The organism is Paracoccus spongiarum (assembly GCF_030732095.1).
GTDB lineage: Bacteria > Pseudomonadota > Alphaproteobacteria > Rhodobacterales > Rhodobacteraceae > Paracoccus > Paracoccus spongiarum.
In genome coordinates this window covers 23,136-42,634 of record NZ_JAVAMQ010000001.1, presented here as the reverse complement: position 1 = coordinate 42,634, position 19,499 = coordinate 23,136, and the positions used below count along the sequence as shown (strand labels likewise).

The 19,499-nt window shown below is 67.6% G+C and carries 17 protein-coding genes; 13 read left to right on the top strand and 4 right to left on the bottom strand.

Translation table 11 applies throughout. The features are described 5' to 3' along the window. Window positions 1-37: 37 nt before the first annotated feature. Both Q5Y72_RS00185 and puuE read right to left on the bottom strand, forming a co-directional pair. Entirely contained in the window at window positions 38-931 is an 894-nt protein-coding gene (locus Q5Y72_RS00185; protein ID WP_305961450.1) for a bifunctional allantoicase/(S)-ureidoglycine aminohydrolase, read from the bottom strand. Next, entirely contained in the window at window positions 928-2,334 is a 1,407-nt protein-coding gene (puuE, locus tag Q5Y72_RS00180) for an allantoinase PuuE (protein ID WP_305961449.1), read from the bottom strand. The genes Q5Y72_RS00185 and puuE overlap by 4 nt, the downstream gene beginning before the upstream one ends. Window positions 2,335-2,555: 221 nt before the next feature. On the opposite strand from puuE, the gene Q5Y72_RS00175 reads away from it, so the two are divergent. Continuing rightward, entirely contained in the window at window positions 2,556-3,857 is a 1,302-nt protein-coding gene (locus tag Q5Y72_RS00175) for an NCS2 family permease (protein ID WP_305961448.1), read from the top strand. Between the two features lie 153 nt (window positions 3,858-4,010). After that, window positions 4,011-5,168: an HPP family protein gene (locus Q5Y72_RS00170; protein ID WP_305961447.1), complete on the top strand. Its 1,158-nt coding sequence runs from the start codon at window positions 4,011-4,013 to the stop codon at window positions 5,166-5,168. A gap of 15 nt (window positions 5,169-5,183) precedes the next feature. Here the strand turns inward: Q5Y72_RS00170 and bhcR are convergent, their stop codons facing one another. Then, window positions 5,184-5,984, bottom strand: a complete 801-nt coding sequence (bhcR, locus tag Q5Y72_RS00165) for an HTH-type transcriptional regulator BhcR (protein ID WP_305961446.1) — start codon at window positions 5,982-5,984, stop codon at window positions 5,184-5,186. A gap of 189 nt (window positions 5,985-6,173) precedes the next feature. Between bhcR and bhcA the strand changes: the two genes are divergently transcribed. The 10 genes from bhcA (at window position 6,174) to Q5Y72_RS00115 (ending at window position 17,002) form a co-directional block, all read left to right on the top strand. Next, complete coding sequence (bhcA, locus tag Q5Y72_RS00160) at window positions 6,174-7,364, top strand: L-aspartate--glyoxylate aminotransferase BhcA (RefSeq protein WP_305961445.1); 1,191 nt, start codon at window positions 6,174-6,176, stop codon at window positions 7,362-7,364. Then, the gene (gene bhcB, locus Q5Y72_RS00155) at window positions 7,364-8,326 is read left to right on the top strand and encodes a beta-hydroxyaspartate dehydratase BhcB (RefSeq protein WP_305961444.1); all 963 of its coding nucleotides are present in this window, start codon (window positions 7,364-7,366) and stop codon (window positions 8,324-8,326) included. The genes bhcA and bhcB overlap by 1 nt, the downstream gene beginning before the upstream one ends. Before the next feature lie 12 nt (window positions 8,327-8,338). Next, complete coding sequence (bhcC, locus tag Q5Y72_RS00150; RefSeq protein WP_305961443.1) at window positions 8,339-9,502, top strand: 3-hydroxy-D-aspartate aldolase BhcC; 1,164 nt, start codon at window positions 8,339-8,341, stop codon at window positions 9,500-9,502. Then, entirely contained in the window at window positions 9,502-10,464 is a 963-nt protein-coding gene (gene bhcD / locus Q5Y72_RS00145) for an iminosuccinate reductase BhcD (protein WP_305961442.1), read from the top strand. Before bhcC ends, bhcD begins: the two co-directional genes overlap by 1 nt. Window positions 10,465-10,499: 35 nt before the next feature. Then, complete coding sequence (locus Q5Y72_RS00140; protein WP_305961441.1) at window positions 10,500-11,978, top strand: nucleobase:cation symporter-2 family protein; 1,479 nt, start codon at window positions 10,500-10,502, stop codon at window positions 11,976-11,978. Next, the gene (locus Q5Y72_RS00135) at window positions 11,962-13,311 is read left to right on the top strand and encodes an 8-oxoguanine deaminase (RefSeq protein WP_305961440.1); all 1,350 of its coding nucleotides are present in this window, start codon (window positions 11,962-11,964) and stop codon (window positions 13,309-13,311) included. Before Q5Y72_RS00140 ends, Q5Y72_RS00135 begins: the two co-directional genes overlap by 17 nt. Before the next feature lie 123 nt (window positions 13,312-13,434). Further along, the gene (uraH, locus tag Q5Y72_RS00130; RefSeq protein ID WP_305961439.1) at window positions 13,435-13,788 is read left to right on the top strand and encodes a hydroxyisourate hydrolase; all 354 of its coding nucleotides are present in this window, start codon (window positions 13,435-13,437) and stop codon (window positions 13,786-13,788) included. Window positions 13,789-13,791: 3 nt separating this feature from the next. Continuing rightward, entirely contained in the window at window positions 13,792-15,045 is a 1,254-nt protein-coding gene (locus Q5Y72_RS00125) for a urate hydroxylase PuuD (protein ID WP_371930722.1), read from the top strand. Between the two features lie 58 nt (window positions 15,046-15,103). Continuing rightward, the gene (locus Q5Y72_RS00120; RefSeq protein WP_305961438.1) at window positions 15,104-15,466 is read left to right on the top strand and encodes a hypothetical protein; all 363 of its coding nucleotides are present in this window, start codon (window positions 15,104-15,106) and stop codon (window positions 15,464-15,466) included. A gap of 129 nt (window positions 15,467-15,595) precedes the next feature. Further along, the gene (locus Q5Y72_RS00115) at window positions 15,596-17,002 is read left to right on the top strand and encodes a PepSY-associated TM helix domain-containing protein (protein WP_305961437.1); all 1,407 of its coding nucleotides are present in this window, start codon (window positions 15,596-15,598) and stop codon (window positions 17,000-17,002) included. 37 nt (window positions 17,003-17,039) lie between these two features. Here Q5Y72_RS00115 and Q5Y72_RS00110 read toward each other — a convergent pair whose 3' ends face one another. After that, entirely contained in the window at window positions 17,040-17,933 is an 894-nt protein-coding gene (locus tag Q5Y72_RS00110; protein WP_305961435.1) for a LysR family transcriptional regulator, read from the bottom strand. 112 nt (window positions 17,934-18,045) lie between these two features. Between Q5Y72_RS00110 and xdhA the strand changes: the two genes are divergently transcribed. After that, on the top strand, window positions 18,046-19,497 hold the full coding sequence (gene xdhA / locus Q5Y72_RS00105; RefSeq protein WP_305961434.1) for a xanthine dehydrogenase small subunit: 1,452 nt from the start codon (window positions 18,046-18,048) through the stop codon (window positions 19,495-19,497). Window positions 19,498-19,499 lie beyond the last annotated feature (2 nt).

Genomic DNA, 19,499 nt, shown 5'->3' with positions numbered 1-19,499 from the left:
CGGCCGGCCCGCCGGGATCAGGTGGCTGCGGCGCCGCTCAGCGGTTCGGCCACAGCGTCGCGTGGCGGTTCACGTCCTTGTAGAGCAGATAGCGGAACGGCCCCGGCCCGCCGGCATAGCAGGCCTGCGGGCAGAAGGCGCGCAGCCACATGAAGTCGCCCGGGCCGACCTCGACCCAATCGCGGTTCAGCCGGTAGACGGCCTTGCCCTCCAGCACGAACAGCCCGTGTTCCATCACATGCGTTTCGGCGAAGGGGATCGAGCCGCCCGGCTTGAAGGTCACCACGGTGATGTGCATGTCGTGGCGCAGGTCGGCCGGGTCCATGAAGCGCGTCGTGCCCCAGGCGCCGTCGGTGTCGGGCATCATCGAGGGGGCGATGTCCTGTTCCTGCGCGATGATCGGGTCGGGACGCGCGGTGCCTTCGCAGTGCTGCCAGCGCTTGCGCCACCAGTGAAAGCCGGTGTTTCCCGGGGTCACGTTGCGCAGGCTCCAGTCGGTGCCGGGCGGCACATAGGCAAAGCCTCCGGCGCGCAGCAGGTGGTCGGTGCCGGCAATCGTGACGCGCAACTCGCCCCCGGTGACGAAGATCGCGTGCTGGATCTCGGGGTCGTCGTCGGGGGCATCGCTGCCGCCGCCCTCGGCCAGCTCGACGATGTACTGGCTGAAGGTCTCGGCAAAGCCGGACAGCGGCCGGGCCAGCATCCACATCCGCATTCCCTGCCAGCCCGGCAGATAGCTGGTGACGATGTCGCGCATGACCGTGCGCGGGATCACCGCATAGGCATCGGTGAACACGGCCGTGTCGGTCGTCATCCCGGTCTGCGGCGGCAGGCCCGCGACCGGGCCGGCATAGCGGCCGGGCTGGGTCTGGGGCTGGGGAACGACGGCGATGTCGCCGGTGGGGGCGCCTTGCGGGGGCAGGTCGGTCATTTCAGCACCTCTTTCAGGCGAAGCTCGGCGATGCGCATGACCTGGCGTTCGGCCTCGGCGCGCTCGGTGGTGGTGTCGTTGTCGACGCGGGCCTGCATCGCGGCCAGGATGCTGGCCTTGTCGTGGTCGCGCACCGCGATGATGAAGGGAAAGCCGTGCTTGCCCGTATAGGCGTCGTTCAGGCGGGTGAATTCCGTGCGCTCGGCGTCGGTCAGCGCATCCAGGCCGGCGCTGGCCTGTTCCTGGGTGCTTTCGGCGGTCAGCCGCTTGGCCGCCGCCAGCTTGCCGGCCAGATCGGGGTGGGCCACGAGGACACCCAGCCTTTCGGCATCGCTGGCCGCGCGGAAGACCTGCGCCATCCGCCCGGCCAGGCCGCCGGCGCTGTCATGGACTGCGCCCATCTCGGCGTCCCAGACCCGTTCGGCGATGAAGGGCGAGTGTTCGTAGATGCCGCCAAATTTCGCGACGAAGGCATCGCGATCCATCTGCGAGGCGCGGTCGCGCGGCTGGTAGGGGTGATGCTCGGCCCAGTGGCGTGCGATGTCCAGCCGGCTGGCGAACCAGACGCCGTCATGGCTGCGCGCATGGTCCAGGAACCGCTGGATCGCCATGGCCCGGCCCGGCCGCCCGGCAAGCCGGCAATGCAGCCCGATCGACATCATCTTCGGCGCACCCGCCGCACCCTCGGCATAGAGGATGTCAAAGCTGTCGCGCAGGTAGTCGAAGAAATCCGTGCCGGTGCCGAAGCCCTGGCCGCTGGAAAAGCGCATGTCGTTGGCGTCCATCGTGTAGGGCACCATCAGCTGCGGCCGGCCCTGATGGACATGCCAGTAGGGCAGTTCATCCGCGATGGTGTCGGCCAGATAGGCGAAGCCGCCTTCCTCGCAGCCCAGTTCGACCGTGTTCATCGAGGTGCGGCCCTGGTAGAAGCCGTGCGGCCGTTCGCCGGTGACGCGGGTGTGCAGCTCGATCGCCTGGGCGATATGCTCGGCCTCGACCTCGCGGGGGATGTCGCGGTAGTCGATCCATTTCAGCCCGTGGGTCGCGATCTCCCAGCCCGCCTGCTGCATCGCCGCGACCTGCTCGGGGCAGCGTTCCAGCGCGGTCGCCACGCCATAGACCGTCACCGGGATGTCCTTCAGCAGCCGGTGCAGCCGCCAGAAGCCCGAGCGCGCGCCGTAATCATAGATCGATTCCATGTTCCAGTGCCGCTTGCCGGGCCAGGGCTGCGCGCCGATGATCTCGGACAGGAAGGCCTCGGAGGCGGCATCGCCATGCTCGATGCTGTTCTCGCCGCCTTCCTCGTAGTTCACGACGATCTGCACGGCGATCCTGGCGCCGCCGGGCCATTGCGGATCGGGGGTCGTCTCGCCATATCCTCGCATGTCGCGGCTGTAGCGCATCTTGCCTGTCCTCCGGTCTGGCTGGGTCCGTCACAGCAAACCGCGTGCGGGCCTGCCGGGCAAGCGGGCAACAGCAGAATTCTGTATCAATGAATCGACAAAGATCGGGGACGGTTTCAATTGGCCATTGAAAGACTTCCGGTTTCGGGCTGATTGTTGCGCCTGACCGGCCGACCGTATCCTACCTCATCGCGGCCGGGGAGAGCCGCGCGGAGGATTTCATGGAACGCTACTTCAAGCTGTCGGAGCATGGCAGCAATGTCCGCACCGAGGTGATCGCCGGGATCACCACCTTTCTGACGATGGCCTATATCATCTTCGTCAACCCGGACATCCTGTCCAGCACCGGCATGGATCGCAATGCCGTCTTCGTGGCCACCTGCCTTGCCGCCGCCATCGGTTCGGCGATCATGGGGCTGTGGGCGAACTGGCCGATCGCCATGGCGCCCGGCATGGGGCTGAACGCCTTCTTCGCCTTCACCGTGGTCGGTGCGATGGGCTTTACCTGGCAGCAGGCGCTTGGCGCGGTGTTCATCTCGGGGATGATCTTCCTGTTCATGACCGTGACTGGCCTGCGACGCTGGCTGATCGCGGGCATACCGCATTCCATGCGCAGCGGCATCGCCGCCGGCATCGGCATGTTCCTGGCCATCATCGCCATGCAAAGCTCGGGCCTCGTGGTGGACAGCCCGGCCACGCTGATCACGCTGGGCGACCTGACCGCCACCGGCACGCTGCTGACGATCGCGGGCTTCTTCATCATCATCGCGCTGGACGCGATGAAGGTGACCGGCGCCATCCTGATCGGCATCCTGGTGATCACGGTGGCCGCGATCCTGCTGGGCGTCAGCGAGTTCGGCGGCATCATGTCGATGCCGCCCTCGATCGCGCCGACCTTCATGCAGCTGGACCTGGCGGGCGCGCTGACCTACGGCATCTTCCAGGTGATCCTGGTGATGGTGCTGGTCGAGGTGTTCGACGCGACCGGCACGCTGATCGGCGTGGCCAAGCGCGCCGGCCTGCTGACCGAGGGCCCGGCCCACACCAACAAGGGCCTTGGCCGCGCGCTGCTGGCGGATTCGACCGCGATCACGGCGGGCTCGCTGCTGGGCACCTCGTCGACCACCGCCTATGTCGAAAGCGCCTCGGGCGTGCAGGCGGGCGGGCGCACCGGGCTGACCGCGCTGGTGGTGGCCCTGCTGTTCCTGCTGGCGATGTTCTTCGCACCGCTGGCCGGCTCGGTTCCCGCCTATGCGACGGCGCCGGCGCTGCTGTATGTGGCGACGCTGATGGTGCGCGAGATGTCCGACATCGAATGGGGCGACGTGACCGAAAGCGCGCCCGCGGTGCTGACCGCGCTGGCGATGCCCTTCACCTATTCGATCGCCAACGGGCTGGCCTTCGGATTCATCAGCTATGCGGTGATCAAGCTGCTGACCGGCAAGGCGGGGCAGGTGCATCCGGCGACCTGGATCGTGGCGGGCATGTTCGTGATCAAGTTCGCCTTCTTCGGCGCGCATTGATCGCGGTGCGATGCCCCTGAGGGGGCGATGCGGGGGCGGCGGCCGGGCGACCGGTCGCCGCCCTTGCAGCTTTCGTCCGGCCGGCTTGCCGCCACGATGCCTGCAGGATAAGCAGCCGCACATGTCATCAGGTCACATCACGGACGCGCGGGAATGAGCCAGTTTCTGCGGCGCGCGATCAGGGCGCTTGGCCCGGCGGTGCCGGCCGGGCGCCCTGCCGAGGCCCTGCGCGCGGGCTTCGGCGCGGCCCTCGGGCTGGGGGCCGCCGGGGTCGTGCTGCTGTCGCCGGTGGTCGATCCACAGCTCGGCCTTTACCTGATCGCGCCCTTCGGGGCGACCTCGGTGCTGGTCTTCGCGGTGCCCAGCAGCCCGCTTGCGCAGCCCTTCACCGCCATCGTGGGCAACGCCGTCTCGGCGCTGGTGGGCGTCGCGGCCTGCCTGCTGATCGCCGATCCGCTGGCCCGCATCGCGCTGGCGGTGGGCGTCGCCATCGCGGCGATGATCCTGTGCCGGGCGCTGCACCCGCCGGGCGGCGCCGTGGCCATGACCGCCGCGATGAGCCCCGGCCCGGTGCTGGATCTGGGCTGGTGGTTCGCGCTGTGCCCGGTGGCCCTTGGCACGGCGGCGCTGGTCGGTGCGGCGATCCTCTACGGGCGCCCGACCGGGCGACACTATCCGTTCCGCCAGTTCGAGGATCGCAACAGCCACGGCACCGGCGACCCGGAACCGGCCGAGCGGCTGGGGCTGAGCGAGGCCGACCTGAACGCGATCCTCGGCCGCTATCGCCAGGCGCTGAACCTGGGCGTCGAGGACCTGGCCCGGCTGATCGCCGCCGCCGAGATGCAGGCGGCGGGTCAGCGGGCCGGCCCGATCCGCGCCGCCGACATCATGTCGCGCGACCTGGTGACGGTCGGCCCCGGCACCGCATTGCGCGAGGTGGCGGCGCTGTTCCGCCAGCATGGCTTCACCTCGATCCCGGTGGTGATGCCCGGCGGCGAATTCCTGGGCGTGATCTTCCAGTTGCACCTGATCCGCTGCGCCGGCGAGGACGCATCGCGGGCCGGGCGCGGGTTCCGCGAGTCGATGGCGCGACTGTTCGGCCGGACGGCACCCGCCGGGCTGGCCGCGCGCGACATCATGGCCGCGGAGGTGCCGGTGGTCGCGCCCGATGCGCCGGTCGGGGCGCTGCTGCCGCCGATGGCCGAGGGCGGCTGCGACGCGGTGCCGGTGCTGGACGATGGCCGGCTGGTCGGCATCGTCACACGCACCGATCTGATCGCCGCGCTGGCCCGGCAAAGCCTGCGTCCCTGACCGGCGCAGCGCCGGTCAGGCGCCAAGCGCGTGGCTGAGATCGCCCGCCGCGGCGGCCACCGCCGCCCCCAGCGTCTTGACATGCTCGTGGCCGATGCGGTGGCTGGGGCCGCTGACGCTGATGCCGGCCACCGCCTCGCCGCTGAAGTCGAAGACCGGTGCGGCGATGCAGCGCATGCCGCGCGATTTCTCTTCGTCGTCGAAGGCAAAGCCGCGATGGCGGATGCGGGCCATGTCCTCCTCCAGCGCCTCGGCGGTGGTCAGGGTGCGGTCGGTAAAGCGTTTCAGCGGCACCTGCCGCAACAGTCCCTCCAGGGTCGCGGGCGGGCCGAAGGCCAGCAGCGCCTTGCCGATCCCCGAACAGTGCAGCGGCGACCTCGTGCCCGGCGGGAAGAAGGCCCGGATGGTTTCCTGGGTCTCGATCTGGCTGAGAAACAGCACGGCCTCGCCGTTGAGGATGCCCAGATTGGCGGTTTCGCCGGTATGTTCCATCAGCGCGCGCAGGATCGGGCGGGCGCGTTCGACGATGCCCGAACGGCGCATGAAGGCCGATCCCAGCCGGAAGGTCGCCGGCCCGATATGCCAGCTTTGCGTGGCCGGATCGGTCTCGGCCACGCCGCGCGCTGCCAGCGTGTGCAGCACGCGATGCACGGTCGAGGGGGACTGGTCCATCTTCTCGGCCACCTCCGAGAGGGTCAGCCCCGGATGGCCGGCCAGCAGGTCCAGGATGTCCAGCGCGCGGTCCAGCGCCTGGATCGTCCCCGAGGCGTCGGGGGCGCTGCGCGGGCGGCCGCGGCGGCGGGTCGGTTCGGCCATTATCGTCCCCTCATTGACAATGCCTCGTGATTCCGGCGAAAATCGGCGCAGGCAGGTGGAAAATTACAAGGCCATGTTCCGCATGGATTTTCCAGCGAATTACCGTCTACCGGAAAACTTTTCCAAAAAAATTGTGACATTGCGCCGCAGGGAGTAGTCTTGATCTCAACTCGCAGGAGGAGTCGCCCAATGACTAGCCAGAATCCCGTCTTCATTCCCGGCCCGACCAATATCCCCGAAGTGCTGCGCAAGGCCGTGGACATGCCCACGATCGACCACCGCAGCCCTGTCTTCGGAAAGATCCTTCACCCGGCGCTGGAAGGCGTCAAGAAGGTTCTCAAGACCACCGAGGGGCAGGTCTTCGTGTTTCCCTCGACCGGCACCGGCGGCTGGGAAACCGCGATCACCAACACCCTGTCGGCAGGCGACAAGGTCCTGGCCGCGCGCAACGGCATGTTCAGCCATCGCTGGATCGACATGTGTCAGCGTCACGGGCTGGATGTCCAGGTCGTCACCCAGACCTGGGGCGACGGCGTTCCCGCCGACCGCTTCGAGGAAATCCTGACCGCCGACAGGAACCACGAGATCAAGGTCGTGCTGGCCACGCATAACGAGACCGCGACCGGCGTGCGCAGCGACATCGCCGCCGTCCGCCGCGCTCTGGACGCCGCCGGCCACCCGGCGCTGCTGTTCGTTGACGGCGTCAGCTCGATCGCTTGCTATGATTTCCGCATGGACGAATGGGGCGTCGATATTGCCGTCACCGGGTCGCAAAAGGGCTTCATGCTGCCCCCCGGCCTGGCGATCGCGGGCTTTTCGCCCAAGGCCATGGCCGCGGTCGAGGGCGCGAAACTGCCGCGCACCTTCTTCGACATCCGCGACATGGCCAAGGGCTATGCCGCCAACGGCTTTCCCTACACCCCGCCGGTCGGCCTGCTGAACGGGCTGAACGTCGCCTGCGACATGCTGCTGGAGGAGGGGCTGGAAAACGTCTTTGCCCGCCATCACCGCATCGCAGAGGGCGTGCGCCAGGCGGTCGGCGCCTGGGGCCTCAGCCTCTGCGCGCTGCGCCCGGACCTCTATTCCGACAGCGTCAGCGCGATCCGCGTGCCCGAGGGCTTCGACGCCAACAAGATCGTCAGCCACGCGCTGAACACCTATGGCGTGGCCTTCGGCACGGGGCTTGGCGATGTCGCGGGCAAGGTCTTCCGCATCGGCCATCTGGGCAGCCTCACCGATGTCATGGCGCTGTCGGGCATTGCCACGGCGGAAATGGTCATGGCCGACCTGGGCCTGCCGGTCACCTTGGGCAGCGGTGTCGCCGCCGCGCAGGAACATTACCGCCAAAGCGCCGCCAGCGCCCATAAGGCCGCCGCGTGATGAAGGATGCTGACATGCTGATCCCCAGCTACGAGGACATGCTGGCCGCGCATGAGCGGATCAAGCCGCATATCCGCCGCACGCCGGTCCGGGTCTCGGATTACCTCAACGATCTGACAGGCGCGCAGCTGTTCTTCAAATGCGAGAACTTTCAGGAGCCGGGGGCCTTCAAGGTCCGCGGCGCCACCAATGCGGTGTTCGGTCTGGACGAGGCGCAGGCCGCGCGCGGCGTGGCCACGCATTCATCGGGCAACCATGCCTCCTGCCTCAGCTATGCGGCGATGCGGCGCGGCATCCCCTGCAACGTCGTCATGCCGCGCACCGCGCCGCAGGCCAAGAAGGATACCGTGCGCCGCTATGGCGGCAGGATCACCGAATGCGAGCCCTCGACCAGCTCGCGCGAGGCGACCTTCGCGACCGTGCAGGCCGAGACGGGCGGCGATTTCGTGCATCCCTACAATGACCCGCGGGTGATCGCGGGGCAGGGCACCTGCGCCAAGGAATTCATGGAACAGACCGACGGCGTCGACATGGTGGTGGCGCCGATCGGCGGCGGCGGCATGATCTCGGGCACCTGCCTGACGCTGGCGACGCTGGCGCCCGAGACGAAGGTGATCGCGGCCGAGCCGGAACAGGCAGACGACGCCTATCGCAGCTTCAAGGCCGGCCACATCATCGCCGATGACGCGCCCAAGACCATCGCCGACGGCTTGCTGGTGCCGCTGAAGGAACTGACCTGGCATTTCGTCAGCAACCACGTGTCGGAAATCTACACCGCCTCGGATGCCGAGATCATCGAGGCAATGAAACTCACCTGGAAACACCTGCGCGTGGTGATGGAGCCCAGCAGCGCCGTGCCGCTGGCCACCATCCTGAAGAACCGCGACGCATTCGCCGGCAAGCGTGTCGGCATCATCATCACCGGCGGCAATGTCGATCTCGACAAGCTGCCCTGGATCTGAGGAGGGCTATCCATGAACGCACCCACCACTTTCGACGGCCTTGAAGTCGGCTACGATGTGCCCGCCCTGCCGGGGATGGACGAGAAGGACATCCAGACGCCCTGCCTGATCCTCGATCTGGACGCGCTTGAGCGCAACATCCGCAAGATGGGCGACTATGCCAAGGCGCATGGCATGCGCCATCGCAGCCACGGCAAGATGCACAAGTCGGTCGATGTCCAGAAGCTGCAGGAATCCCTCGGCGGCGCCGTCGGCGTCTGCTGCCAGAAGGTCAGCGAGGCCGAGGTCTTCGTGCGCGGCGGCATCAAGGATGTGCTGGTCAGCAACCAGGTCCGCGACCCCGGCAAGATCGACCGGCTGGCGCAGCTGCCCAAGCACGGCTCGCGCATCATCGTCTGCGTGGATGACGTGGCGAACGTGGCCGACCTGTCGGCTGCGGCCGAGAAGCACGGCACCCAGCTTGAGGTGTTCGTGGAAATCGACTGCGGTGCCGGCCGCTGCGGCGTCAAGACCGCCGATGCGGTGGTCGAGATCGCGAAGGCTGTCGATGCGGCGCCGGGGCTGAAGTTCACCGGCATCCAGGCCTATCAGGGCGCCATGCAGCACATGGACAGCTATGAGGATCGCAAGGCGAAACTCGACGCAGCCATCGCCCAGGTCAAGGAAGCCGTGGACGCGCTGAAGGACGCCGGGCTTGAGCCCGAGCTGGTCTCCGGCGGCGGCACCGGCAGCTATTACTTCGAAAGCAATTCGGGCGTCTACAACGAGTTGCAGTGCGGCAGCTATGCCTTCATGGACGCCGATTACGGCCGCATCCTCGACAAGGACGGCAACCGCATCGACCAGGGCGAATGGGAAAACGCGCTGTTCATCCTGACCTCGGTGATGAGCCATGCCAAGGCCGACAAGGCGATCTGCGACGCCGGCCTGAAGGCCCAGTCGGTCGATAGCGGCCTGCCCTTCATCTATGGCCGCGACGACGTGAAATACGTCAAGTGCAGCGACGAGCACGGCGTGATCGACGACCCGCAGGGCGTGCTGAAGGTCAATGACAAGCTGCGCCTGGTGCCGGGCCATTGCGACCCGACCTGCAACGTCCATGACTGGTATGTGGGCGTCCGCAACGGCAAGGTCGAGACCCTGTGGCCGGTCAGCGCCCGCGGGAAGGCCTACTGATGTGGGTCGTCCCTGAGAAGGAGATCGCCGGGCTGATGACCCCCGAGGCGGCATTCGACGCGGTCGAGGCGGTGTTCGCCTCGATGGCCTCGGGCGACGCCTACAACTTCCCGGTGGTCCGCGAGGCGATCGGGCACGAGGATGCGCTGTACGGCTTCAAGGGCGGGTTCGACCGCAAGGGCGCCAATCTGGGGCTGAAGGCGGGCGGCTACTGGCCGAACAACCAGAAGCACGGGCTGATCAACCATCAGTCCACGGTGTTCCTGTTCGACCCGGACACCGGGCGCGTGGCGGCGGCGGTTGGAGGGAACCTGCTGACCGCATTGCGCACGGCGGCGGCCAGCGCCGTGTCGATCAAGCATCTTGCGCCTGCGGGCGCGAAGGTGCTGGGCATGATCGGCGCTGGCCACCAGTCGGCCTTCCAGATGCGCGCGGCGGCGGGCGTTCACGGCTTCGAGAAGGTGATCGGCTGGAACCCGCATCCCGAGATGCTGGGCCGGCTGGCCGACACCGCGGCGGATCTGGGCCTGCCCTTCGAGGCGGTGGATCTGGATCGCCTGGGCGCCGAGGCCGATGTCATCATCTCGATCACCTCGGCCTTCGACCCGCTGCTGATGGACGGCCATGTGACGGGGCCCACGCATATCGCCGCGATGGGCACCGACACCAAGGGCAAGCAGGAGCTTGACCCGGCGCTGATCGCCCGTGCCCGGCTTTTCACCGACGAGGTTGCGCAATCGCTCAGCATCGGTGAATTCCAGCATGCCGCGGCGCAGAAAACGATTTCCGACAGCGATGTCATCGCGATAGGCCGGGTCATCACCGGCAATCACGAGGGGCGTGGCAATGCGGAGGTCACCATTTTCGACGGCACCGGCGTGGGTCTGCAGGACCTCGCCGTGGCGGGTGCCGTCGTGGAACTGGCACGGCAACAGGGAAAGGCCATCGAGGTCGAGATCTGACGGCACGTTGATTTCAGTGGAACGGGAGGTCCACCATGTCTGACACCACCTATCAGGGCAGCATCCATCCGGTTGATGAGATCCTGCCCGCCCCCAAGCTGCTGACGCTTGGCTTCCAGCACGTCCTGGTCATGTATGCGGGGGCCATCGCGGTTCCGCTGATCGTGGGCCGGGCGCTGAACCTGCCGCCCGAGGAGGTGGCATTCCTGATCTCGGCCGACCTGTTCGTCTGCGGTATCGTCTCGATCATCCAGAGCTTTGGCGCGACCCAGTATTTCGGCATCAAGCTGCCGGTGATGATGGGCGTGACCTTCGCCTCGGTCGGCCCGATGGTGGCGGTGGCCACCTCGCTGCCCGGCCATGACGGCGCACGCGCGCTGTTCGGCGCGATCATCGCGGCGGGGATCATCGGCATCATCATCGCGCCCTTCATCTCGAAGATGCTGCGGTTCTTTCCGCCGGTCGTGACCGGCACGCTGATCCTGACCATCGGCATCAGCCTGATGCCCATCGGCATCAACTGGATCTTCGGCCTTCAGGTCGGCCCGACCGCGCCGAAGGTCGTCGATCCCGCCGCCGCTGCCTGGCTGGAGGCCGCCCGCGCGGCAGGCGAGGTTCCGGCCAGCGTGACCCTGGCCCCGACGCTGCAGAACCCGCTTTATGCGGCGGGACGCAACATCCTGATCGCGGTCCTGGTGCTGGGCACGATCCTTGTGGTGTCGAAATATGCCCGCGGCTTCCTGTCGAACATCGCGGTGCTGGTCGGCATCGTCGTCGGCGGCGTCGTCGCCGCGATGCTGGGCATGATGAACTTCGACAAGGTCGGCGCGGCGGAATGGTTCGCGGTCATCAAACCGTTCCATTTCGGCATGCCCACCTTTGACCCGATCATGATCGCGACGATGGTGCTGGTCATGCTGGTCACGCTGATCGAGAGCACCGGCATGTTCCTGGCGCTGTCGGATATCTGCAAGAAGCCGCTGGAGCAGAAGAGCCTGGCCGCCGGGCTGCGCGCCGATGGTCTGGGCACGGTGATCGGCGGCGTGTTCAACACCTTCCCCTATACCTCGTTCAGCCAGAACGTCGGTCTGGTGGGGGTCACCGGCATCCGCTCGCGCTTTGTCTGCGTGGCGGGCGGGGCGATCATGATCGTGCTGGGACTGATCCCGAAGATGGGCGCGCTGGTCGAAAGCCTGCCGACCACGGTTCTGGGGGGCGCCGGCCTGGTGATGTTCGGCATGGTCGCGGCGACCGGGGTGCGCATCCTGGCGCGGGTCGATTTCGCCAACAACCGCCACAACCTGTTCATCGTCGCGATCTCGGTCGGGATGGGGATGATCCCGCTGGTGGCGCCGAACTTCAACCAGTGGATGCCCCATGCGATCCACCCGCTGATCCACTCCGGCATCCTGCTGGCGGCGATCACGGCGGTCCTGCTGAACTGGTTCTACAACGGCGCGGCCCATGTGGACGAGGAAGAGCTGCGGGCGGCGGGCCATGTCGCCGACCACTAGGACGCTGTTTCGGGGCGCAGAGGTCGTCGTCACGATGGACGACGACCGGCGCGAGATCCGGGGCGGGGATGTCCTGGTCGAAAACGGAAAGGTCGTGGCGGCGGGTGAAAACCTGCCGCGCGACGGCGCCGAGGTGGTCGAGGCGGCGGGCTGCGTGATCACCCCGGGCCTCGTCAACACCCACCACCACCTGTTCCAGACGCTGACCCGCGCCGTGCCTGCCGCGCAGGACGCCGCGCTGTTCGGCTGGCTCAAGACGCTTTACCCGATCTGGGCGCGCATGGGGCCCGACGATATCCGCCTGTCGGCCGAGATCGGCCTGGCCGAACTGGCGCTGTCGGGCTGCACCTGTTCGTCGGACCATCTCTACATGTTCCCGAACGGTGCGCGGCTGGACGACAGCATCGAGGCGGCGCGCAGGATCGGCATCCGGTTCACGGCCACGCGCGGGGCCATGTCGATCGGCGAAAGCCGGGGGGGCCTGCCGCCCGACGCGCTGGTCGAGGACGAGGCCGCGATCCTGCGTGACAGCGAACGGGTCGTGGATGCCTTCCACGATGCATCCGAGGGGGCGATGGTGCAGGTCGGGCTTGCCCCCTGTTCTCCCTTCTCCGTCAGCCGCGAGCTGATGCGCGACGCGGCGATCCTGGCCCGCGAAAAGGGCGTCAGGCTGCACACCCACCTGGCCGAGAACGACGAGGACATCCGCTACTCGCTGGACAATTTCGGGATGCTGCCGGGCGATTACGCGGAAAGCCTGGGCTGGACCGGCGACGACGTGTGGCACGCCCATTGCGTCAAGCTGTCGCCGCCCGAGATCGACCTGTTCGCGCGCACCGGCACCGGGATCGCGCATTGCCCCTGTTCCAACGCCAGGCTGGCCAGCGGCATCGCCCCGGTGCGCGCGCTGCGCGACGCCGGCGTGCCTGTCGGGCTGGGCGTGGACGGCTCGGCCAGCAATGATTGCAGCCATCTGGGGCTGGAGGCACGGCAGGCGATGCTGGTCGCCCGGCTGCGCGACGGCCCTGCCGCGCTTGGTGCGCGCGAGGCGCTGGAGATCGCGACGCGCGGCGGGGCACGGGTGCTGGGCCGGCACGACATCGGCGCGTTGGCGCCGGGGATGCAGGCCGACCTGGTGCTGTGGGATGTGTCCGACCTGCCGCTGGCGGGCCAGTGGGACCCGGTCGCGGCGCTGATCTTCTGCGCGCCGGTCCGCCCGCGCGCCGTCTATGTGCAGGGCCGTGCCGTCGTCGGCGACCACCGCCTGCTGACCGCCGACCCGCGCGATCTTCGGGCGCGGGCGCAGAACGCCGTCGCGCGGCTGGCCGGGTGATCCCCGGGGGAACCCCGCGCGATTTTCTATGGAAACTTGAGACTACCTTGCGTCATGCCCCTCTCGCGCGGACCATGGCGCATCGGTTATCGACGCATCAACGAAAGTGGAGGGGAGGCGCAGATGCCCGGTTACCTGACGACCCATGTTCTGGACACTGCCCGCGGCACGCCCGCCGAGGGCATGGAGGTGGTGCTGTTCCGCCTCGACGGCGGCCAGAGGACTGAAATCGCGCGGCTGCGCACCAATGCCGATGGTCGCACCGACCGGCAGATCCTGCCCGCGGCCGAGTTCGAGACCGGCAGCTACGAGCTGGAATTCCATGCCGGCGACTGGATGGACGCAACCGGCGTGCCGCCCGAAAGCCCGCGCTTTCTCGACATCATCCCGATCCGCTTCGGCATGTCGCAGCAGGACCATTACCACGTCCCGCTGCTGGTCTCGCCCTTCGGATTTTCAACCTATCGTGGGAGCTGAGCGATGATTCCCGATTATGTCATCATCTGGGAATGGCTGGCCTTCGCGACGCGCTGGCTGCACGTCATCACCGCCGTCGCCTGGATCGGCAGTTCGTTCTATTTCGTGGCGCTGGACCTTGGCCTGACCAAGGCGCCGAACATGCCCAAGGGCGCCTATGGCGAAGAGTGGCAGGTTCACGGCGGCGGCTTCTACCACATCCAGAAATACCTGGTCGCGCCCGAGAAGATGCCCGAGCATCTGACCTGGTTCAAATGGGAAAGCTATGCCACCTGGCTGTCCGGCGCGGCGCTGCTGATGGTCACCTACTGGGCCAGCGCGAACCTGTATCTGATCGATCCGGCCAAGCTCGAGCTGGCGACCTGGCAGGCGATCGCGATTTCCGGCGGCTCGCTGGCGATCGGCTGGCTGATCTATGACACGCTGTGCAAGTCGAAGCTGGGCGAGACGCCGACGGTGCTGATGCTGCTGCTGTTCGTGGCGCTGGTGATCATGGGCTGGGGCTACAACCAGGTCTTCACCGGCCGCGCCGCGCTGCTGCATCTGGGTGCCTTCACCGCGACGATCATGACCGCCAACGTCTTTCTGGTCATCATGCCGAACCAGCGCATCGTGGTGGCCGACCTGAAGGCCGGGCGCTCGCCCGATCCGAAATACGGCCGGATCGCCAAGCTGCGTTCGACGCACAACAACTACCTGACCCTGCCGGTCGTGTTCCTGATGCTGTCGAACCACTATCCGCTTGCCTTCGCCAGCGAATACAACTGGCTGATCGCGGCGCTGATCTTCCTGATGGGGGTGACGATCCGGCACTATTTCAACACCATGCACGCTCGCAAGGGCGATCTGTGGTGGACATGGGCGGTGACGGCGGCGCTGTTCATCATGATCATGTGGCTGAGTTCCATGGGCCTCAACCAGGACAGCTATGAAGAGGCCGAGGCCCGCACGCTGTCGCCCGTGGAACAGCGTTACGCCGATGCCGAGGGCTTCCAGGAGGTCAGCGACATCGTGATGGGCCGCTGTGCGATGTGCCACGCCCGCGAACCCGGCTACGAGGGCATCACCCACGCGCCGAAGGGGGTCTTTCTCGAGACCCCCGCCGACATCGCCCGCGCCGCCCGCGACATCTATGTGCAGGCCGGCCTGACCGATGCGATGCCGCCCGCCAATGTCAGCTACATGGAGGACGCCGAACGCGCCCGCGTGATCCGCTGGTTCCGGCAGGCGGGCGGGGCCGACCTGGCCGGCATGTAATCGCCGGCCCGATTATTTTCGCTTAACGGATGGGGCGGATCGCGGTAACGGTTTCGCGATGCGCCTTTACGCCTTAAGATTGCTGATCGTCCTTGGGGTCGTCCTCGGGGTTGTGCTGCCGAAAACCTCGGCGGCGCTTGCCGTTCTGGGCCTGACGGATTCGCGCAGCGTCCTGATCTGCACCGGGGACGGGCTTGAACGACTGGATCTGGGTCCCGGCCATCACCCGCAGCCCGCCCCCGAGCAGGCGCATGACGGTCCGCTGTGCCTGCTGGTCGCGGCGCTTGATGGCGTGCCGCCCGTGTGGCATCCGGGCTGGCTGGCGCTGGCCCATGCCGCCTTCCTGACGCGCGACAGCGCCACCGACGATGTCCGGAGGCTGGCCCGCACCCGTTTCGCCCGCGCGCCGCCGCGCGCCTGACCGCGCGGCCACCTGCCGCGTCTCGTCACCGACACGCGAAACCCGCACCCGCCGCAGGCCGCGGCCGATGGTGCAAACGGAGCCTTCCGATGAACCCACCCGCAATTTCGCCTGCCGCAGGAGGTCCCGATGGCGATCACTGACGGCAATTTCGACGCCGCCCACCCGGTCGATCCGGGCCGCGCGGCCAAGCTGTATCGCGCCGCCTGGCGCTGGCATTTCTATGCCGGCATCGTCGTGGTGCCGTTCTTCCTGATGCTGGCCGTCACCGGCATGATGATGCTGTGGATCGCCTGGATAGACGGCCGCGACGGCGAACGCACCGCCGTCATTCCGACCGGAGCAGCGCTGGCCGTCTCGGCCCAGGCAGACGCCGCGCTGGCTGCGGTGCCGGGCGGAAAGCTGGTCCAGTATGTCGCGCCGCGCACCCCCGACCTGGCGGCGATCTTTCGCGTAGATGATGCCGAGGGCGCGGCCCAGATGGTGGTCGTCGATCCCTATCGCGCCACCGTCCTGGACCAGTTCCCGCGCCGCAGCGGCTGGGATGACTGGGCGGACAATTTCCACGGCACCCTGATGCTGGGCGTCACCGGCGACCGGATGATCGAGATCGCGGCTTCGCTTGGCGTCGTGCTGCTGGCCACGGGGCTTTACCTGTGGTGGCCGCGCGAGGGTGGCGTCCTGCGCGCCTTCGTGCCGCGGCTGTCGGCGCGCGGGCGCGGGCTGTGGAAGTCGCTGCACGCCACGATCGGGGTCTGGATCTCGGTCTTCCTGTTCTTCTTCCTCGTCTCGGGCCTGTCCTGGTCGGGCGTCTGGGGCGAAAAGCTGGTGCAGGCCTGGTCCAGCTTTCCGGCCGGGAAATACGACAACATCCCGCTGTCCGACGACGTGCATGCGACCATGAACCACGGCGCCAAGGAGGTGCCCTGGGCGCTGGAACAGACGCCGATGCCCGCCTCGGGCTCGCAGGCCGGACATGACGGCATCGCCGGCGCCGTCGATCTGGACAGCGTGGACGCGCTGGCCCGTCAGATCGGCTATGACGCGCGCTACCAGCTGAACCTGCCGCAGAGCGACAATGGCGTCTGGACCCTCAGCCGCGATTCGATGAGCACCGACAGCACCGACCCGACCAGTGACCGGGTGGTGCATGTGGACCGCTTCAGTGGCAGGATCCTGGCCGACATCCGCTATCAGGACTATTCGCTGATGGGCAAGGCGATGGCGGTGGGCGTGGCGCTGCACATGGGCACGCTGGGGCTGTGGAGCGTGCTGGCCAACACGCTGTTCTGCCTGTCGGTGATCTTCCTCTGCCTGTCGGGGCTGGTGATGTGGTGGAAGCGCCGTCCCGCAGGGCAGGCCCGTCTTGTCGCGCCGCCGCTGCCCGAGAACATGCCGTTCTGGAAGGGCGCCGTGGCGGTCGGGCTGGCGGTCTCGCTGGCCTTTCCGATGGCGGGGCTGACGCTGGCCGCAGTCCTTCTGGCCGATCTTCTGGTGCTGTCGCGGCTGCCGGGTATCAGGCGCGCCTTCGGCTGACAACGGCCGTGGCCGGGGCCGCGTGCCCCGGCCACGCCTAGAACACCTTCTTCAGCTCGCGCACCGCGAAATCAGCGAACATCCGCACCTTGGGATCCTGCAACCGGCGATGCGGGGTCAGGCAGCCGAATTGCGAGGGCAGGGGCGGCGCGTCGGGCAGCACCTGCACCAGCCTGCCGGCGCGCAGATCTTCGGACACCTCGTAAAGCGGGCGATTCGCGATGCCATGTCCGCCAAGCGCCCAGGATGTCAGCACGTCGCCGTCATCGGTGTCATAGCGGCCATTGACCATCATCTTCTCCTGCCCCTCGGGCGCCTGCAGGATCCAGAAATATTCCGGGCTGCGCGGATAGCGCAGCAGCAGGCAGTTGTGTGCGGCCAGATCCTCGGGCTTCTTCGGCGTTCCGTGCGCGCCCAGATAGTCGGGCGAGGCGACCAGCACCCGCGGCGCGTCCGCGATCTTGCGCCACTTCAGGGCGGAATCCGCTGGCTCTCCCAGAAAAAATGCCAGATCAATGGCATCCTCGACGATGTTCACGTTGCGATCGGACAGGCGCAGGCGGATATCGACGCCCGGATTGTCGGCGCAGAAGGGCGGGATCAGCGGCGCGATCAGCCGCCGGCCCAGCCCCAGCGGCGCGGTCAGCCGGATCACCCCCTGCGGCTTGCCCGAAAAGCTGCTGACCAGTGCCTCGGCCTCGTCCAGCGTGTCGATGACACGGCGGGCATGGTCATAGAAGGCGCGCCCGATCTCGGTCGCGGTCAGCTTGCGGGTGGTGCGGTTCAGCAGCCGCACGCCAAAGCGATTTTCAAGATCCTTGATGCGGTTCGACGCCACCGCGGGCGACAGCCGCAGATCCCTGCCGCCCGCGGTGATCGAGCCCAGTTCGACGACGCGCACGAAGACGCGCAGGCTTTCGAGATACGACATGATGCAGGACCGCTTTCAATGCTTCGTGTAAAGTCTTCCGTGTCGGGGCCGATTTCGCAATCTCTTTTTCCGGCCTACTCTGTTCAACGGGTTCACAGCCAGGAGGAATGCCATGACGCCCGAGCTGCGGTTTCTGCTGAACGATCAGGAACTATCTCTCAGCGAGGTCGGGCCGTCCGACACCTTGCTGGATCACCTGCGAATCGCGCGGCGCCTGACCGGCACCAAGGAAGGCTGCGCCGAGGGCGATTGCGGGGCCTGCACGGTCCTGCTGGGCCGGCTGACCGACACCGGGCTGGTCTACGAGCCGATCAATGCCTGCATCCGCTTCCTGGCGTCCTGTCACGGCTGCCATGTCGTCACGGTCGAGCATCTGCGCGGTCCCGATGGCGGGCTGCACCCGATCCAGGCGGCGATGGTGGACCATCACGGCAGCCAGTGCGGCTTCTGCACGCCGGGTATCGTGATGTCGCTTTACGGGCTGTGGATGACCAATCCCGACGCCGGCGTGACCCAGATCGAGGAGGCGCTGCAGGGCAATCTCTGCCGCTGCACGGGCTACGAGCCGATCATCAAGGCGGCGCTGGCGGCGGGCCGCGCGGGTGGCCAGGCGCAGGACGCGCTGGCCGCCGAGCGCGACGCCGTGGCCGCCCGGCTGCGCGCCATGCAGGGCGAACGCATCGAGTTGTCGAAGGGCGGCGAACGCGCCATCATTCCCGCCGACACCGACGATCTGGCTGCGGTGCTGGACGCCAATCCCAAGGCCACCATCGTTGCCGGTGCGACCGATGTCGGCCTGTGGGTGACGAAATTCATGCGCGACATCTCGCCCGCGGTATTCATCGGCCATCTGATGAAGGACATCGAGGTGGCCGAGGGCGAGATCCGCCTGGGCGCCGGCGTCACCTACAGCGAGGCCGCGCCGCTGATCGCCGAACACATCCCCGCCGCGCTGGACTACTGGCTGCGAATCGGCGGCTGGCAGGTGCGCAACATGGGCACGGTCGGCGCCAACATCGCCAACGGCTCGCCCATCGGGGACACGCCGCCGCTGCTGATCGCGCTGGGCGCACGGATCGTGCTGCGCAAGGGCGGCACGCGGCGCGAGGTGGCGCTGCAGGACTTCTTCATCGACTATGGCAAGCAGGACCGCGCGCCCGGCGAATTCGTCGAACGGGTGATCATCCCGATCCCGCAGCACGCGCGGATCGCGGCCTACAAGATCAGCAAGCGGCGTGACAGCGACATCACCGCCGTCGCCGCGGGCATCTGCCTGACGGTCGAGGACGGCACCATCACCGCCGCCCGGGTGGCCTTCGGCGGCATGGCCGCGACGCCCAAGCGCGCGGCCGGGGCCGAGGCCGCGCTGACCGGCCAGCCCTTCGCCGCCGAAACCTTCGAGGCGGCGGCCCGCGCGGTGGCCGATGATTTCACCCCGCTCAGCGACTGGCGTGCCAGCGCCGACTACCGCAGCGCCGTCGCGGCCAACCTGTTCCGCCGCTTCTGGCTGGAACAATCCGAACCGGGCCTGCCGGTCCGTCTGAAATACGCGGTGGGAGAATGACC

Bases quoted from the DNA above. Each gene is read 5' to 3' on its own strand.
- Q5Y72_RS00185 (WP_305961450.1), bottom strand. From the start codon at position 931: ATGACCGACCTGCCCCCGCAAGGCGCCCCCACCGGCGACATCGCCGTC.
- puuE (WP_305961449.1), bottom strand. From the start codon at position 2,334: ATGCGCTACAGCCGCGACATGCGAGGATATGGCGAGACGACCCCCGAT.
- Q5Y72_RS00175 (WP_305961448.1), top strand. From the start codon at position 2,556: ATGGAACGCTACTTCAAGCTGTCGGAGCATGGCAGCAATGTCCGCACC.
- Q5Y72_RS00170 (WP_305961447.1), top strand. From the start codon at position 4,011: ATGAGCCAGTTTCTGCGGCGCGCGATCAGGGCGCTTGGCCCGGCGGTG.
- bhcR (WP_305961446.1), bottom strand. From the start codon at position 5,984: ATGGCCGAACCGACCCGCCGCCGCGGCCGCCCGCGCAGCGCCCCCGAC.
- bhcA (WP_305961445.1), top strand. From the start codon at position 6,174: ATGACTAGCCAGAATCCCGTCTTCATTCCCGGCCCGACCAATATCCCC.
- bhcB (WP_305961444.1), top strand. From the start codon at position 7,364: ATGAAGGATGCTGACATGCTGATCCCCAGCTACGAGGACATGCTGGCC.
- bhcC (WP_305961443.1), top strand. From the start codon at position 8,339: ATGAACGCACCCACCACTTTCGACGGCCTTGAAGTCGGCTACGATGTG.
- bhcD (WP_305961442.1), top strand. From the start codon at position 9,502: ATGTGGGTCGTCCCTGAGAAGGAGATCGCCGGGCTGATGACCCCCGAG.
- Q5Y72_RS00140 (WP_305961441.1), top strand. From the start codon at position 10,500: ATGTCTGACACCACCTATCAGGGCAGCATCCATCCGGTTGATGAGATC.
- Q5Y72_RS00135 (WP_305961440.1), top strand. From the start codon at position 11,962: ATGTCGCCGACCACTAGGACGCTGTTTCGGGGCGCAGAGGTCGTCGTC.
- uraH (WP_305961439.1), top strand. From the start codon at position 13,435: ATGCCCGGTTACCTGACGACCCATGTTCTGGACACTGCCCGCGGCACG.
- Q5Y72_RS00125 (WP_371930722.1), top strand. From the start codon at position 13,792: ATGATTCCCGATTATGTCATCATCTGGGAATGGCTGGCCTTCGCGACG.
- Q5Y72_RS00120 (WP_305961438.1), top strand. From the start codon at position 15,104: ATGCGCCTTTACGCCTTAAGATTGCTGATCGTCCTTGGGGTCGTCCTC.
- Q5Y72_RS00115 (WP_305961437.1), top strand. From the start codon at position 15,596: ATGGCGATCACTGACGGCAATTTCGACGCCGCCCACCCGGTCGATCCG.
- Q5Y72_RS00110 (WP_305961435.1), bottom strand. From the start codon at position 17,933: ATGTCGTATCTCGAAAGCCTGCGCGTCTTCGTGCGCGTCGTCGAACTG.
- xdhA (WP_305961434.1), top strand. From the start codon at position 18,046: ATGACGCCCGAGCTGCGGTTTCTGCTGAACGATCAGGAACTATCTCTC.